This window comes from Nocardioides sp. CFH 31398 (genome assembly GCF_022436705.1).
Classification (GTDB): domain Bacteria; phylum Actinomycetota; class Actinomycetes; order Propionibacteriales; family Nocardioidaceae; genus Nocardioides.
Genome location: NZ_JAKUHT010000021.1, coordinates 21,807 through 36,285 on the forward strand (window position 1 = coordinate 21,807; position 14,479 = coordinate 36,285).

The following is a 14,479-nucleotide window of genomic DNA, read 5'->3' on the forward strand; positions in this document are numbered from 1 at the left end:
CTGGAGCCACGATCACCGCCCGACCGACCTTCCCCGAGGAGATTCCCCGATGTCGACCCGTCCGTTCCGTCACCGCCTCGCCGCCCTCGCCGTCGCGCCGCTCGCCCTCGGGCTCGTCGCCTGCGGCTCCGACGACACCGACGCCGACGACCAGCCGAACGAGGTCGTGACCGAGACCGTGACCCAGTCGCCCGACGGCTCGTCGTCGCCGGACGCCGGGTCCGAGCAGTCGCAGGGCTCCGGCGGCACCGGCGGGTCCGGCGGGAACGGCGCCTCGGTCGGCGACATCGAGGCCGCCGCCGAGACGGCCGTCGAAGCCGCCGACGGCGCCACGCTCGTCTCGATCGACATCGACGACACGGGTGACTGGGACGTCACCCTGCTCAGCCAGGACGCCCAGGAGAGCGAGGTCGACGTCTCCGCCGACGGCAGCACCGTCACCCGCGGCCCCGTCGCGGACGGCGACGACAACGACGCGGACGACCAGGCCGAGCGCCAGCGTCTGCTGCAGGCCCAGGTCAGCTACGTCGACGCCATCGGGACCGCCCGTGGCGAGTACCCCGACCTCGAGGTCACCGGCGCGAGCCTGGACGACGACAACGGCACCCTGACCTGGGACGTCGACTTCGGCGACGGCACCAACGACGACGCGCAGACCGTCCTCGTCGACGCGCAGACCGGTGACGTCGTTGGCACCGAGACCGACGACTCCGACGACGACTGAGGGTCGTCCCCGACGACTCGACCGCACGGGCCCCGGGGCCGGCTCACCGAGCCGGCTCCGGGGCCCGTCGTCGTCGGCGGACACCCGGCGGGACCGCGGATCCACTCTGCGTGTCGTCCGTGACCCACCCGGTGCGTCAGGGACGACACACACAGTGCCCCAGCGGGCCGCACGACGCCCGACCTGCCCCCGACGGACGGCGCTCGTCAGCCGCCGGACCGCCCGGGGCTGGGCCTTGCCGACCCGGTGTGGTGTGTGACACAGTCCTGGCACTCAGTGACACCAGAAGGTCACTCAGTGACACACCACCTGACGACCGGAGCTCGACATGGCCCACGCCGCATCCCCCACCGAGGCCGACGACCGGCTGCACGCCGTCGCCACGCGCAAGGTCTCGCTGCACCTCCTGCCGATCCTGTGCCTGGCCTACTTCATGGCCTTCGTCGACCGCACGAACGTCGGCCTCGCCAAGACCGCGCTCGAGGCGGACGTCGGGATCGGCGCCGCGGCGTTCGGCCTGGGCGCCGGCGTGTTCTTCCTCAGCTACGCGCTGCTGGAGGTGCCGAGCAACCTCGTCATGCACCGCGTCGGCCCGCGGGTCTGGATCACGCGCATCGCCATCACCTGGGGCGCGCTGACCGCGGCCATGATGTTCGTGCAGGGACCGACGTCGTTCTACGTCATCCGGTTCCTGCTCGGGGCGGCCGAGGCCGGCCTGTTCCCGGCGCTGATGTACATCGTCACCGTCTGGTACGCCCAGCACCAACGGGTCACCGCCGTCGGCACGCTGTACGTCGCGGTGTGCGTCGGCATCATCCTCGGCGGCCCGATCGGCGGCGCGCTGATGGAGCTCGGCGGCACCGGCGGCCTGCGCGGCTGGCAGTGGCTGTTCCTCGCCGAGGGCCTGTTCACCATCGTCGTCGGCGGTCTCGTGTGGAAGCTGCTGCCCGACACCCCGCGCGACGCCCGGTGGCTGAGCGAGGAGGAGGCCCGCGTCATCGAGGAGCGCGCCGTCGTCGTCGGCGCCCCCGCCCACACCACGCTGAAGGGCAACGCCAAGGTCGCCTTCGGTCGCCCGTTCATCCTCGCCCTGGCCGCCATCTACTTCGCGAACCAGGTCACGAGCGTCTCCATCCAGTACAACTTCCCCTCGATCGTCGAGTCGCTGAACGTCCGGGGCTCGTTCCTCATCGGCCTGGTCAGCGGCGCCACCGGCGTCGGCGCCCTGCTCGGGGTGCTCGTCATCCCCTGGCTGCAGCGCCGCCTGCGCAACGAGGTCCTCGTGATCACGATCTGCACGATCGCCACCGCCCTCAGCGCCCTCGCGTACGCCGTCGCCGACGGGCCCGTCGCGAAGGTCCTGCTCATCTCGACCTCGATGTTCTTCCTCATCGGGATCCTGCCGCTGTACTGGTCCGTGGCCACCGCCCGCATGTCGGGCCTCATGGCCGCCGCCGGCCTGGCGTTCATCAACACCGTCGGCCTGCTCGGCGGGTTCGTCGGCCCCTACCTCTACGGGTACGCCGAGGGCGCGACCGGCAGCGCCTCGGCCGGGTTCGCCGTCCTCGTCGCCGCGTCGGTGGTCGGGGTGTTCTTGATCCCGCTGCTGCACCGCACGGTCCGCACCGAGGACCGTCGTACGGCGGCCGCCCAGGACGCCCCGCCCGGACCGGGCGCGCCGACCGACCTCCTCCGCACCACCGAGAAGGCCTGAGCCGTGGGGCGCCCGGGGCCCGCGACCGGCCTCCTGACGACCCTCGCCCTCGTCGGCGCCACCCTGCTCGGGGTGGCGCCGGCCTTGGCGGCCGACCCGGACCGTGAGCAGGTCCGCGACACCGCCGCACCCGCACGGGGGACCGCCTGGCAGCCCTCCACGACGCGACCCACCACCCTGGGTCGCGTGCGGGGCCGCGAGCCGTCGGCCGGCTCCTACTCCTGGCTCGGCGTCCCGTACGCCGAGCCGCCCGTCGGCGACCTGCGCTGGCGCCCGCCCGTCACCCACCGGCGCTGGGACGGCGTCCGCCGCACCACGGCGTACGGCGACGGCTGCACGCAGCCCGGCCGCATGTTCAGCCCCTCCCCCGACGGCCCGCACTACGACCTGCAGATCCGCGACGGCCTGGGCACCCCCGTCGGCTCGGAGGACTGCCTCACGCTCAACGTGTTCCGCCCCGCCACCGCCGAGCGGGACCTGCCGGTCATCCTCTTCGTGCACGGCGGCAGCAACACGGTCGGCTACAGCGCCGACCCGCTGTACGACGGCCGCCACCTCGCCCGCCGCGCCAACGCCGTCGTCGTGACCGTCAACTACCGCCTGGGGCTGTTCGGGTGGCTCAACCACGAGGGGTTGAAGACCGGCGAGCCCGTCGCGGACTCCGGCAACTTCGGCACCCTGGACATCATCGAGTCGCTGCGCTTCGTGCACCGCAACGCGCGGACCTTCGGCGGCGACGCCGGCAACGTGACGGTGATGGGAGAGTCCGCGGGCGCGGTCAACGTCTGGTCGCTGCTCGTGTCGCCGCTGACGAAGGGCCTGGTCCACAAGGCGGTCCCGATGAGCGGCGGGCTGTCGTTCGCCCCCGAGGCGCAGGGCCGGACCTACGCCGACCAGCTCGCGACGTACGCCGTCGACGAGGAGGGCACACCCGAGGACGCCGAGGACCCGATCCCCCTGATGCGGTCGCTGTCCGCCGAGGAGCTCCAGGCGCTCGCGCTGCGCCACCCGGAGCTCGGCGCCAACCCGCCCGCCGTGTTCCCCGACGGAGCCGTCGTCCCCGAGGACCCGTACGGCGCCATCGCCGCCGGCGACTACCGGAAGGGTCCGCTGCTCGCGGGCAACACCCTCGAGGAGGGCAAGCTGTTCGGGGCGCTGGTCGGCGCGTACGCGGTCGACGACAGGCGCCGCTTCACCCTCATGCACCGGTCGCGTCCCGACCGCCCCAGCGGCCTCGAGACCTCCGACCTGATCGCGGAGCAGTACCTGCCCGTCGACCGGCCCGGCGGGTGGGACGACGCCGCCGAGGCCCTGACCCGGGGCGTCTTCACCCAGCTGACCGCGCAGTCGATGGGCCAGCTGCAGGCCGCGGGCCACCGCAAGCTCTTCTACTACCAGTTCGCGTGGGACTCCGAGCCGCAGCCGTGGGACGAGGTCTACGGGTCGGTCCACGCGATGGACCTGCCGTTCGCCTTCGGCACCTTCGGCCGGAGCCTGTTCAGCTTCGCCTACGGCCCGGCGAACCGCCCGGGCCGGCTCGAGCTGTCGGCGCTGATGACGCGCAGCCTGTCGCGGTTCGTGCGCACGGGCGACCCCGGCCACGCGGGGCTCGACGACCCCTGGCAGCAGTGGCCGGCGAGCACGGTCTTCGACGCCACGAAGCGGCGGGCCTCCGGCACCGCGGGCACCTTCGTCCCGCCGGACGCCGCTCCCACCGGCTACCGCCTGCCGGCGGACCTCGTCGGTCCCTTCGGACCGGTCGGATGACCCCGCGGACCGTCGGGCTCCTAGGCTCGGACCGTGGCACGTGGGGGACGCCGGTGATGGCCGCGGACCGGACGAAGTACCGGATCGCGGAGACGGCCATGCGGCTGTTCCTCGAGCAGGGCTACGAGAACGTCACCGTCGAGGCGGTCGCCAGCGCCTCGGAGGTGTCCCGCCGGACGGTGTTCCGCTACTTCGGGGGCAAGGACGAGCTGCCTTTCCCCGACCACTCCGGCCGGCTCGAGCTGCTGCGCAGCGCCCTCGATGGCGCCGCCCCCGGGACGGACCCGGTCGAGGCGGTCATCGCCGCGACCCGGGTCTCCCTGCGGGACTTCCTGTCGCACCCGGAGCTCGTCCTCCGCCGCTACCAGCTGACCCGGCTGGTGCCGGAGCTGCGGACCCGGGAGGTCGTGGAGCACGAGCGGTACGTCGTCGTCACCCGCGCCTACCTGCGGGCGAACCTCCCCGACGGCAGCCCGCCGTACCTGCACATGGCGTGGGCGCAGCTCATCGACGCGATGCACCGCGCCGCCCTGGGCGACTGGGTCCGCAGCGGCGGCGCGACGGACGCCGAGGCCGACCTGGAGGCCGGGTTCGCCTGGATCCGCCGGCTTGTGCGCACCGAGGCGGGCGGCGCGGGCGCCGGCGGGCCGGCGTCGCTGCTCGCCGTCCTGCCCGACTCCCCGGAGGCGCGCGCGGCGCTGGCGAGCCTCCGGGACGCCTCCCACCCGCTCTGAAGGGCGCCGACGTCCGCGGCGGGCGGCCTCAGGTCCCCTTCAGCGGGCCCTCCTAGACTTCGGACCATGACTTCCGCCTGGGGCCACGGACTGACCACCCGCGACACCGACGGGAACGTGCTGGACTGCTGGTTCCCCTCCCCCGCGCTCGGCGCGACCGAGGAGCACGCCTCGCCCGGCACGCTCGCGAACCTCGTCGGCACCGACGCCGTCCGCGGCGTCTCGACCGAGGTCGAGCTCGTCGAGATCGCCGACCTCGACGCGCCGCCGTCGTCCACGCAGGACGTGTGGCTGCGCCTGCACCTGCTCTCGCACCGCCTCGTGAAGCCCCACGGGATGTCGATGGAGGGCGTGTTCGGGCTGCTCACCAACGTCGTGTGGACCTCCGCCGGCCCCTGCGCCGTCGAGGGCTTCGAGGTCACCCGCGCCCGCCTGCGCGGGCAGGGCGCCGTCGCGGTGTACGGCGTCGACAAGTTCCCGCGGATGGTCGACTACGTGCTGCCGAGCGGCGTCCGCATCGCCGACGCCGACCGTGTCCGCCTCGGCGCCCACCTCGCGCCGGGCACCACCGTCATGCACGAGGGTTTCGTCAACTTCAACGCCGGCACCCTGGGCTCGTCGATGGTCGAGGGCCGCATCTCGGCCGGCGTGGTCGTGGGCGACGGCTCCGACGTCGGCGGCGGCGCCTCCATCATGGGGACCCTCTCGGGCGGTGGCACGACGGTGATCAGCGTCGGCGAGCGGTGCCTGCTCGGCGCCAACGCCGGCATCGGGATCTCGCTCGGTGACGACTGCGTCGTCGAGGCGGGTTGCTACGTGACCGCGGGCACCAAGGTGACCCTCCCCGCCGAGGACAAGGTCGTGAAGGCCGCCGAGCTGTCCGGGTCGGACGGCATCCTCTTCCGCCGCAACTCCGTCTCCGGCGCCGTCGAGGCGGTCGCCAGGACCGGGCAGGGCATCGCGCTCAACGCCGCCCTGCACGCCAACTAGTGGAGGGCGCCCGCGCCGGGCGCGCCGGGGTGCTCGTCCTGGTCCTGCTCCTGCTGAGCGGGATCGCGGTCGGCACGTGGTTCGCCGTCGGACGTCTCCTGGGCCCGATCATCCCCGGCCTGCCGACCGCCGAGGGCTGCTCGGTGGAGGTGGACGGGCACTACGTCGAGGTGTCGGCGGAGCAGGCGGAGAACGCGGCGCTGATCTCGGCGATCGCCGTCCGCCGCGGCCTGCCCGCCCGGGCCGCGTCGATCGCCCTGGCCACGGCGTACCAGGAGTCGAAGATCATCAACATCGACTACGGCGACCGGGACTCCCTCGGCCTGTTCCAGCAGCGGCCCTCGCAGGGCTGGGGCACCGAGGAGCAGGTGCAGGACCCCGTCTACGCCACGAACGCCTTCTACGACGCGCTGGTCGAGGTCGACGGCTACGAGGACATGCGCGTCACCGTCGCCGCGCAGGAGGTGCAGCGCTCCGGCTTCCCCGAGGCGTACGCCGACCACGAGGCCGACGCCCGGGCCCTCGCCTCCGCGCTGACCGGCAACTCCCCCGGCACCTTCACCTGCACCGTCGACGGCGAGGCCGAGGCGTCGTCGACCGACCTCAACGACGTGGGGCTGACCGAGCGCGCCGACGCGGTGCGCCGCGACGTCCTCGAGGCGTACGGCGAGGTGCAGACCGGCGGGTTCGCCCCCGAGGGCGTCGACTCCGGCCACATGGAGGGTTCCGCCCACTACGACGGCCGCGCCGTCGACTTCTTCTTCCGGCCCGTCAACGACACCAACCAGGTGCGGGGCTGGTCGGTGGCGCAGTACCTGGTCGCCCAGGCCGAGCGTCTCGACGTCGCCACCGTCATCTACGACGGGCGGATCTGGACGGCGCGCCGCTCCGCCCAGGGCTGGCGCGAGTACGACGTCGACACCGACGGCCGCGACCCCGCCACCGCCGCCATCCTGGAGCACCGCGACCACGTCCACGTGGACGTCTTCGAGTAGGCGGTCGAGGCGGGGGCCGCGCTCGCGCCTCGACCGGCGGTGGGGGCGCAGCGGCTACCGCGTGCGGGCGTAGATGCGCTGGGGGCGGCCGGCGCGGCCGTAGCGCAGGCGGACCTCGAAGCGGCCGGTGTCGACGAAGTGCTCGAGGTAGCGGCGGGCGCTGACGCGCGACATGCCGACGGCGTCGGCGCACTCGGCGGCGGAGACCTCCTCGCCGACGGCGACCGACTCGAGCACCGTCTGCGCCGACTCGGCCGACAGACCCTTGGGCAGCGGTGGGTCGCGTCGCACCGGGGCGCCCCGGCCGAACACCGCGTCGATGTCGGCCTGCCCGCCCACCTGTCCGCCGCCCTCGGCGAGCACCCGGTGGGTGTCGGCGAACTCCGTCAGGCGCTCGACCAGGTCGGCGGCCTCGAACGGCTTCACGAGGTACGCCGCCGCGCCCTGGTGCAGCGCCGCGCGCACGGTGTCGGCCTCCCGGGCGGCCGTGATCATGATGACGTCGACCCCCGAGACGGCCGGGTCGTCGTGCGCGCGCAGCCGGCGCAGCACCTCGACCCCGGACAGGTCCGGGAGGTGGACGTCGAGCAGCACGAGGTCCGGGTGCAGCTGCTCCACGGCCTCCAGCGCCTCGGCGCCCGAGCGCACCGTCGCGAGCACGAGGAAACCGGGCGCACGCTCCACGAACCGCGCGTGGATCGCGGCGACACGGAAGTCGTCGTCCACGACGAGGACCCCGACCTCGTCGGGACCACCCGCGTCACCGCTGGTCACGCCCCTGCCTCCTCACGGTGCGGCAGCGTCGCGGTGAACACCGCCCCGCCGAGCTCTCCGCCGTTCTCGACGGTGACGCTACCGCCGCGCGACGCGCACAGCACCCGCACCAGCGACAGGCCGACACCGCGGCCGGTGCCGGAGTCGGGCTTGGTGCTGAAGCCGCGCTCGAAGACCCGGTCGGCGTCGGGCTCGGGCACCCCGGCGCCGTCGTCGTTGACCTCGACGACGACCTCGTCGCCGTCGTCGGCGAGGTGGACGTCGACGTGGCGGCCGCCGGAGTCCGCCGAGGCGTGCAGCGCGTTGTCCACCAGGTTGCCGACGACCGTCGTGACGGCCGCCGAGACGGCGGAGGAGAGCCGTCCGAGGTGAGAGCCCGGCACGAGGGCGAGCTCCTGGCCGGACTCCAGGGCCGAGCTGGTCTTCGCGACGAGCAGGGCGGCCACGGCGGGGTCGTCGACCATCGACGTGACCGCCTCGCTGATCTCGGCGCGGCGGCGGGTGAGGTCCCCGACCAACCGGCGCAGCTCGTCGTACTCCTCCAGCTGCACCAGCCCCGAGAGGGTGTGCAGCTGGTTGGCGTGCTCGTGGGTCTGCGCACGGAGGGTGTCGGTGACGCTCCGGCTGACGTCGAGCTGGCTCTGGAGGGTGACCAGCTCGGTGCGGTCGCGGACGGTCGTGACCGTGCCGATCGCGCGGCCCTCGCTGGCGGCGGTCTCCCGGCTGACGACCAGCGCCTTGCCGTCGGCGACGACCACGGCGTCCCGCGCCGGCTCCGCCGACAGCAGCAGGGACCGGAGCGCGGGGTGCAGGGCCAGGTCGTCCACGTGTCGCCCCACGGCGTCGGCGGGCAGTCCCAGCAGGTCCCGCGCGCCGTCGTTCAGCACCGTCACCCGGCCGTCGGTGCCGACCCCGACGACGCCCTCGCGGATGCTGTGCAGCAGCGCCTCGCGGTGGTCGGCGAGCGTGGCGATCTGCGCGGGCTCGAGGCCGCGGGTGCGACGGCGCACGAGCCGCGACAGCAGGTAGGACCCGGCGACGCCGAGCCCCGCCGCGATGCCCAGGTAGAGCAGGGTGTTGCGGGCGACGCCGGGCAGGCGCTCGCCGAGCGTCGGGGCGAGGACGGCGGCGCCGGCGACGCCGACCTGCACGAACTCGCCCCCGGCGACGCGGAACACCGGCCGGTACGACACCAGCACCCGGCGCCCCCCGACGTCCTGCTCCCCCGTCCACGGGCGCCCGTCGAGCGCCGGCGCCGCGTCACCGTCGCCGACACGGGCGCCGACGATCGTGGGGTCGGACGACGCGACGACGACCCCGTCGGCGTCCGCCACCAGGGTCAGGTCGACGAGGTTGGACTCCTGCAGGTCGACGACCCTCGGCGACACCGCCCGCTGGGCCCCGACCTGGTCGACCTCCGTTTGCACGACCTTCAGGTTGCCGATCTGGTTCGCCACCTGACGGGTGACGTCGGACTGGTCGTTGCGGAGCTCGACGTCCGCCTGCCTGACCGAGATCACGGTCACGGCGACGAGCACCAGGGCGATGACCCCCATCTGGAAGACGAGGAACTGGCCGGCCAGCGTCAGGCGTGACCACAACGACCGCAACTACCTCTACCTCCCTAACCGTGACGACCGCCACACGGAGTTCGCAGACTCCTCGTGAGCCGGGTGTGGCCCGGCTCACTCTCCCCCCGGAACACCGAAGAGGACAGCATGCGACATCGAGCACGGCTGGTGCGACGCACCGCGGGCGCGGTCGCGACCACCCTGGCCCTGACCCTGGCCGTCACCTCCTGCGGGGTGACCCGGTCCCAGACCGGCGTGGACGACGACCTGCTCATGATCATCCCCAACAGCCCCGGCGGCGGCTACGACCTCACCGGCCGCGCCGCGGTCCGCGTGATGGAGGACCACGACCTCACCGGCGGCGGCTTCCAGGTCGAGAACTCTATCGGTGCCGGCGGCAGCCTCGCCTTCGCCCAGCTGATGAACCTCGAGGGCGACGAGGAGGCGATGATGACCGTCGGCCTCGGCGTCGTCGGCTCCCTCTACTCCTTCGGCGCCGAGGAGTCGCTGCAGGACGCGACCCCGGTCGCCCAGCTCATCGAGGAGCAGGAGGGGATCCTGGTCCCCGGCGACTCGCCCTGGCGCACCGTGGACGACTTCGTGCAGGCCTGGAGGGCCGACCCGGCGTCCATCACCGTCGGCGGCGGCTCCTCGCCCGGCGGCCCGGACCACCTCTTCCCCCACCAGCTCGCCGAGGCCGTCGACGTCCCGCCGACCGAGGTCAACTACATCTCCTACGACGGCGGCGGCCCGCTGACCAGCGCGCTGCTCGGCAACAAGATCCAGGTCGGCTTCTCCGGCCTCGGCGAGTTCGCCGGCTCCATCGAGAACGGCGACCTGCGGGTCCTCGCCGTCTCGGGCGAGGAACGGATCTCCCAGCCGATGCTCAACCGGATCCCGACCCTGGTCGAGTCCGGCATCGACTTCACGTTCCTCAACTGGCGCGGCATCCTCGCGCCGCCCGGCATCTCCGAGGAGCGCGAGCAGCAGTACATCGACTACTTCACCGAGATGCGGGCGACCGACGAGTGGCAGGAGCAGCTCGAGCTCAACGGCTGGCAGGACGCGTTCCTGACCGGCGAGGAGTTCGACGAGTTCCTCGTCGAGCAGGACGCGCGCGTCGCCGACACCCTGACCGAGCTCCAGCTCATCGACGAGGAGGACGCATGAGCACCAGCAGTCCCGAGGCGCCCACACCGGCGCCCGAGACCACCGCGGCCCCCGCGGCGTCCCGCGGCGTCGACGTCGGCCAGATCGTCTTCGCCGTCGTGCTCGGCGTCGCCGGGGCGTACGTCGTCCTCGACGCCACCACGCTCAACATCGGCTTCGCGGACCCCGTCGGCCCCCGCCTGTTCCCCTACGTCATCGGCGGCGTGCTCATCGTGCTGTCGGTGGTCTGGATCGTCGCCACCCTGCGCGGCGACCGGGCCGAGCCCGAGGAGGGCGAGGACGTCGACCTCGACCAGCGGCCCGACTTCGCACTGGTCGGCAAGCTCGCCGCCGTCCTCGTGGCCAACGTGCTGCTCGTCGACGTCCTCGGCTGGGCCGTCACCGGCGGCCTGCTGTTCGCCGGGGCCGCCTGGGCCCTCGGGAGCCGGACCCTGGTCCGTGACCTCCTCGTCGGCGTCGCCCTGGCGGTGCTGAGCTGGTACTTCTTCTACGTCGCGCTGGGGGTCCCCCTCTCGCCCGGCATCCTGGACGGGATCCTCTGATGGAGACGTTGTCACTGCTCGGGGGCGGGCTGCTCGACGCCCTCACCCCGATGAACCTCGCGTGGGCGATCATCGGCGTCCTGCTCGGCACCTTCGTCGGGGTCCTGCCCGGCGTCGGCCCCGCCATGGCGGTCGCGCTGCTGCTGCCCGTCACCTACGGCCTCGACGTCACCTCGGCGCTGATCATGTTCGCCGGCATCTACTACGGGGGCATGTACGGCGGGTCGACGACGTCGATCCTGCTGAACACCCCGGGCGAGTCCGCGTCGGTGATGACGGCGCTCGAGGGCAACAAGATGGCCAAGGCCGGGCGCGCCGCCCAGGCGCTCGCCACCGCCGCCATCGGCTCGTTCGTCGCCGGCACGCTCGGCACCCTCGGCGTCATCTTCTTCGCGCCGCCGCTCGCCGAGTTCGCCGTCCAGATCGGCGCCCCGTCGTACTTCGCGATCATGCTGCTGTCGATGGTGCTGGTCAGCGCCGTCCTGGGCGCCTCGAAGCTCCGCGGCTTCCTCGGCCTGTTCATCGGCCTCGCGATCGGCCTGGTCGGCCTGGACGGCTCCACCGCCCAGCCCCGCGCCATGCTCGGCCTCAACCAGCTCGCCGAGGGCATCGACATCGTCGTCGTCGCCGTGGGCCTGTTCGCCGTCGGCGAGGCCCTGTGGACCGCCGCGCACCTGCGTCGTCGTCCGCTGCAGGTCATCCCCGTCGGTCGCCCGTGGATGGGCAAGGAGGACTGGCGGCGCTCCTGGAAGCCGTGGCTGCGCGGCACCGCGCTGGGCTTCCCGTTCGGCGCCGTCCCCGCCGGTGGCGCCGAGACCCCGACGTTCCTGTCCTACGTCACCGAGCGGAAGCTCGCGAAGGGCGGCGCGGGGCGCGAGAAGTTCGGCGACGGCGCCATCGAGGGCGTCGCCGGCCCCGAGGCCGCGAACAACGCCTCCGCTGCGGGCACGCTGGTGCCGCTGCTGGCCCTCGGCCTGCCCGTCACCGCGACGTCCGCCGTCATGCTGGCCGCGATCCAGGGCTACGGCATCACCCCCGGCCCGACCCTGATGACCGACCAGCCCGACCTGATCTGGGCGCTGCTCGCCAGCCTCCTGATCGGCAACGCGCTGCTCCTGGTGCTGAACCTGCCGCTGGCGCCGCTGTGGGCCAAGCTGCTCCGCATCCCCCGCCCGCAGCTGTACGCCGGCATCCTGTTCTTCGCCTCGCTCGGGGCGTACGCGTTCCGCCAGCAGCCGTTCGACGTGGCGCTGCTCGTCGTCTTCGGCGCGCTGGGCTACGCGATCCGCCGCTTCGGGATCCCGGTGCTGCCGCTGATCCTCGGCGTCATCCTCGGGCCCCTGATGGAGAGCAAGCTGCGCGAGGCGCTCGACCTCAGCTCCGGCGACCTGGGCGGGCTGTTCAACGAGCCCATCGCCCTGATCGTCTACGCGATCATCGTGGTCGTCGTCGTCGCCCCGCTCGTCTGGTCGCGGGTCGCCCCGCGCACCGCCACCCCGTCGGCCGTCGTCGAGGACGCCGCGAAGGACCGCCAGGAGGTCGGATCATGATCGTCGTCGCCTACACCCCGGACGTGTACGGCGAGGCCGCCCTCGCCCACGCCGTCACCGAGGCCCGGCTGCGCCGGCTCGGCGTCGTCGTCGTCAACGCCACCCGCGGCGACGCGTTCGTCGACGAGCGGTTCGCCTCCACCGAGCGGCTCGCCGAGCTCGACCGCGGGCTCGCGGAGCACGGCCTCACCCACGAGGTGCGACAGCCGGTCGGCGTCGAACCCTCCGAGGCCGTCATCGACGTGGTGAAGGAGGTCGGGGGCACGCTCGTGGTCGTCGGCCTCCGCCACCGCAGCCCGGTCGGCAAGGTGCTCATGGGCAGCGTCGCCCAGCGCATCCTGCTCGACGCCCCCTGCCCCGTGCTGGCGGTGAAGCCTGCGGGCTGAGCCGACCCGGTGCCCGCGTGACCACGGATCGCGTGGGATCGGCGCTCAGATCGAGCACCGATCCCATGCGATCGTGCGTCAGGCCAGGCGGTGGGCCGCGGCGGCGATGCGCTCGTCGGTCGCGGTGACCGCGATGCGCACGTGCTGGGCGCCAGCGTCACCGTAGAAGGCGCCGGGGGCCGCGAGGATGCCGCGCTCGGAGAGCCACGTCATCGTGTCCCAGCAGGACTCGTCGCGGGTGCTCCACAGGTAGAGCGCAGCCTCGGAGTGGTCGATGCGGAAGCCCGCGCCCTCGAGCGCGCGCCACATCGTGGCGCGGCGGGCGGCGTACCGCTTGCGCTGCTCCTCCACGTGGGCGTCGTCGTCCAGGGCCGCGACCATCGCGGTCTGCTGAGGGCCGGGCATCATCAGCCCGAGGTTCTTGCGGACCTCGAGCACCTCACCGACGACGGCCGGGTCGCCGGCGTAGAACGCGCAGCGGTAGCCCGCGAGGTTCGACCGCTTCGACAGCGAGTGGACCGCGAGCAGGCCGTCGTGGCTGTCGCCGCAGACGTCGGGGTGCAGGACCGAGAACGGGCCCTGCTCCGCCGCCGGGTCGTGCCACGAGCACTCGACGTAGCACTCGTCGGAGACGAGCAGGACGCCGGAGTCACGGGCCCAGGTGACGAGCTCGCGCAGCCTCGCCGGGCTCGTGACGCGGCCCGACGGGTTGGACGGCGAGTTGATCCACACCAGGGCCGGCGTGCGGTCGAGCGTCTCCGGCTCGTCGCTGGCGACGATGTCGGCGCCGACGAGCCTCGCCCCCACCTCGTACGACGGGTAGGCCAGCGACGGCTGGACGACCAGGTCGCCCGGCCCGAGACCGAGGTGGACGCCGAGCGCGCTGATGGCCTCCTTCGACCCGAGCAGCGGCAGCACGGAGGCGTCGGTGGCCCCGACGACGCCGCAGCGCCGCGACAGCCAGTCGAGGATCGCGCGCCGCGTCTCCGGGCGGCCCGCCGTGGCGGGGTAGCCCGGCGAGTCCGCGCCGTGCGCCAGCGCGTCCATGACGACGGTGGGCGTCGGGTCGACCGGCGTGCCGATCGAGAGGTCGACGATCCCGTCGGGGTGCGCGCGGGCGCGCTCGCCGTACCCGGCGATCCGGTCCCAGGGGAACTCGGGCAGCCGGGACGAGACGGTCAGCACGGGGCTGCCACCGGTGACCCGCAGGTCACTCGTCGTGCTCCTGCGGGGGCAGCGCGGCGACGAGCGGGTGGTCGTGGTCGATCTCGCCCATCTTGGCGGCACCGCCCGGCGAGCCCAGGTCGTCGAAGAACTTCACGTTCGCGTCGTAGAAGTCCTTCCACTGCTCCGGGGTGTCGTCCTCGTAGAAGATCGCCTCCACGGGGCACACCGGCTCGCAGGCGCCGCAGTCGACGCACTCGTCCGGGTGGATGTAGAGCATCCGCTTGCCCTCGTAGATGCAGTCCACGGGGCACTCGTCGACGCACGCGCGGTCCTTGAGGTCGACGCACGGCTGCGCGATGACGTAGGTCACCAGATCCTCCTGAGGCGTTGTGGGC

The 14,479-nt window shown here is 73.3% G+C and carries 14 protein-coding genes; 10 read left to right on the forward strand and 4 right to left on the reverse strand.

Annotation, left to right across the window (positions count from 1 at the left end):
- Nucleotides 1–49: 49 nt before the first annotated feature.
- The 6 genes from MJ876_RS16040 to MJ876_RS16065 all read left to right on the forward strand — a co-directional run bounded on the left by MJ876_RS16040 (nt 50) and on the right by MJ876_RS16065 (nt 6,924).
- Nucleotides 50–724 carry a PepSY domain-containing protein gene (locus MJ876_RS16040; RefSeq protein WP_240237797.1) on the forward strand — a complete coding sequence of 225 codons (675 nt, stop codon included), beginning with the start codon at nt 50–52 and terminating at the stop codon, nt 722–724.
- Between the two features lie 328 nt (nt 725–1,052).
- Nucleotides 1,053–2,438, forward strand: a complete 1,386-nt coding sequence (locus tag MJ876_RS16045; RefSeq protein ID WP_240237799.1) for an MFS transporter — start codon at nt 1,053–1,055, stop codon at nt 2,436–2,438.
- 3 nt (nt 2,439–2,441) lie between these two features.
- Complete coding sequence (locus tag MJ876_RS16050; RefSeq protein ID WP_240237801.1) at nt 2,442–4,205, forward strand: carboxylesterase/lipase family protein; 1,764 nt, start codon at nt 2,442–2,444, stop codon at nt 4,203–4,205.
- Between the two features lie 56 nt (nt 4,206–4,261).
- Nucleotides 4,262–4,939, forward strand: a complete 678-nt coding sequence (locus MJ876_RS16055; RefSeq protein ID WP_240237803.1) for a TetR family transcriptional regulator — start codon at nt 4,262–4,264, stop codon at nt 4,937–4,939.
- A 66-nt stretch (nt 4,940–5,005) separates the two neighbouring features.
- Complete coding sequence (gene dapD, locus MJ876_RS16060; protein ID WP_240237805.1) at nt 5,006–5,929, forward strand: 2,3,4,5-tetrahydropyridine-2,6-dicarboxylate N-succinyltransferase; 924 nt, start codon at nt 5,006–5,008, stop codon at nt 5,927–5,929.
- Nucleotides 5,929–6,924 carry a hypothetical protein gene (locus tag MJ876_RS16065; RefSeq protein ID WP_240237807.1) on the forward strand — a complete coding sequence of 332 codons (996 nt, stop codon included), beginning with the start codon at nt 5,929–5,931 and terminating at the stop codon, nt 6,922–6,924. Before dapD ends, MJ876_RS16065 begins: the two co-directional genes overlap by 1 nt.
- Before the next feature lie 54 nt (nt 6,925–6,978).
- Here MJ876_RS16065 and MJ876_RS16070 read toward each other — a convergent pair whose 3' ends face one another.
- Nucleotides 6,979–7,698 carry a response regulator gene (locus MJ876_RS16070; protein ID WP_240237809.1) on the reverse strand — a complete coding sequence of 240 codons (720 nt, stop codon included), beginning with the start codon at nt 7,696–7,698 and terminating at the stop codon, nt 6,979–6,981.
- Nucleotides 7,695–9,299, reverse strand: coding sequence for an ATP-binding protein (locus MJ876_RS16075; RefSeq protein WP_240237811.1), 1,605 nt, complete (start codon nt 9,297–9,299; stop codon nt 7,695–7,697). The genes MJ876_RS16070 and MJ876_RS16075 overlap by 4 nt, the downstream gene beginning before the upstream one ends.
- 117 nt (nt 9,300–9,416) lie before the next feature.
- On the opposite strand from MJ876_RS16075, the gene MJ876_RS16080 reads away from it, so the two are divergent.
- From MJ876_RS16080 to MJ876_RS16095, 4 genes are read left to right on the forward strand one after another with little or no spacing between them, the layout of a single operon-like run.
- On the forward strand, nt 9,417–10,439 hold the full coding sequence (locus tag MJ876_RS16080) for a tripartite tricarboxylate transporter substrate binding protein (RefSeq protein WP_240237812.1): 1,023 nt from the start codon (nt 9,417–9,419) through the stop codon (nt 10,437–10,439).
- Nucleotides 10,436–10,981, forward strand: a complete 546-nt coding sequence (locus MJ876_RS16085) for a tripartite tricarboxylate transporter TctB family protein (protein ID WP_240237814.1) — start codon at nt 10,436–10,438, stop codon at nt 10,979–10,981. Before MJ876_RS16080 ends, MJ876_RS16085 begins: the two co-directional genes overlap by 4 nt.
- Nucleotides 10,981–12,531 (forward strand): tripartite tricarboxylate transporter permease, encoded by a 1,551-nt coding sequence (locus tag MJ876_RS16090; protein ID WP_240237816.1) that lies wholly within the window; start codon nt 10,981–10,983, stop codon nt 12,529–12,531. The genes MJ876_RS16085 and MJ876_RS16090 overlap by 1 nt, the downstream gene beginning before the upstream one ends.
- Nucleotides 12,528–12,917: a universal stress protein gene (locus MJ876_RS16095; RefSeq protein ID WP_240237818.1), complete on the forward strand. Its 390-nt coding sequence runs from the start codon at nt 12,528–12,530 to the stop codon at nt 12,915–12,917. The genes MJ876_RS16090 and MJ876_RS16095 overlap by 4 nt, the downstream gene beginning before the upstream one ends.
- A 78-nt stretch (nt 12,918–12,995) precedes the next feature.
- On the opposite strand, the gene dapC is transcribed toward MJ876_RS16095, so the two are convergent.
- Both dapC and fdxA read right to left on the reverse strand, forming a co-directional pair.
- The gene (gene dapC / locus MJ876_RS16100) at nt 12,996–14,102 is read right to left on the reverse strand and encodes a succinyldiaminopimelate transaminase (RefSeq protein ID WP_240237820.1); all 1,107 of its coding nucleotides are present in this window, start codon (nt 14,100–14,102) and stop codon (nt 12,996–12,998) included.
- A gap of 25 nt (nt 14,103–14,127) precedes the next feature.
- Nucleotides 14,128–14,454 carry a ferredoxin gene (gene fdxA, locus MJ876_RS16105; RefSeq protein WP_240237822.1) on the reverse strand — a complete coding sequence of 109 codons (327 nt, stop codon included), beginning with the start codon at nt 14,452–14,454 and terminating at the stop codon, nt 14,128–14,130.
- Nucleotides 14,455–14,479 lie beyond the last annotated feature (25 nt).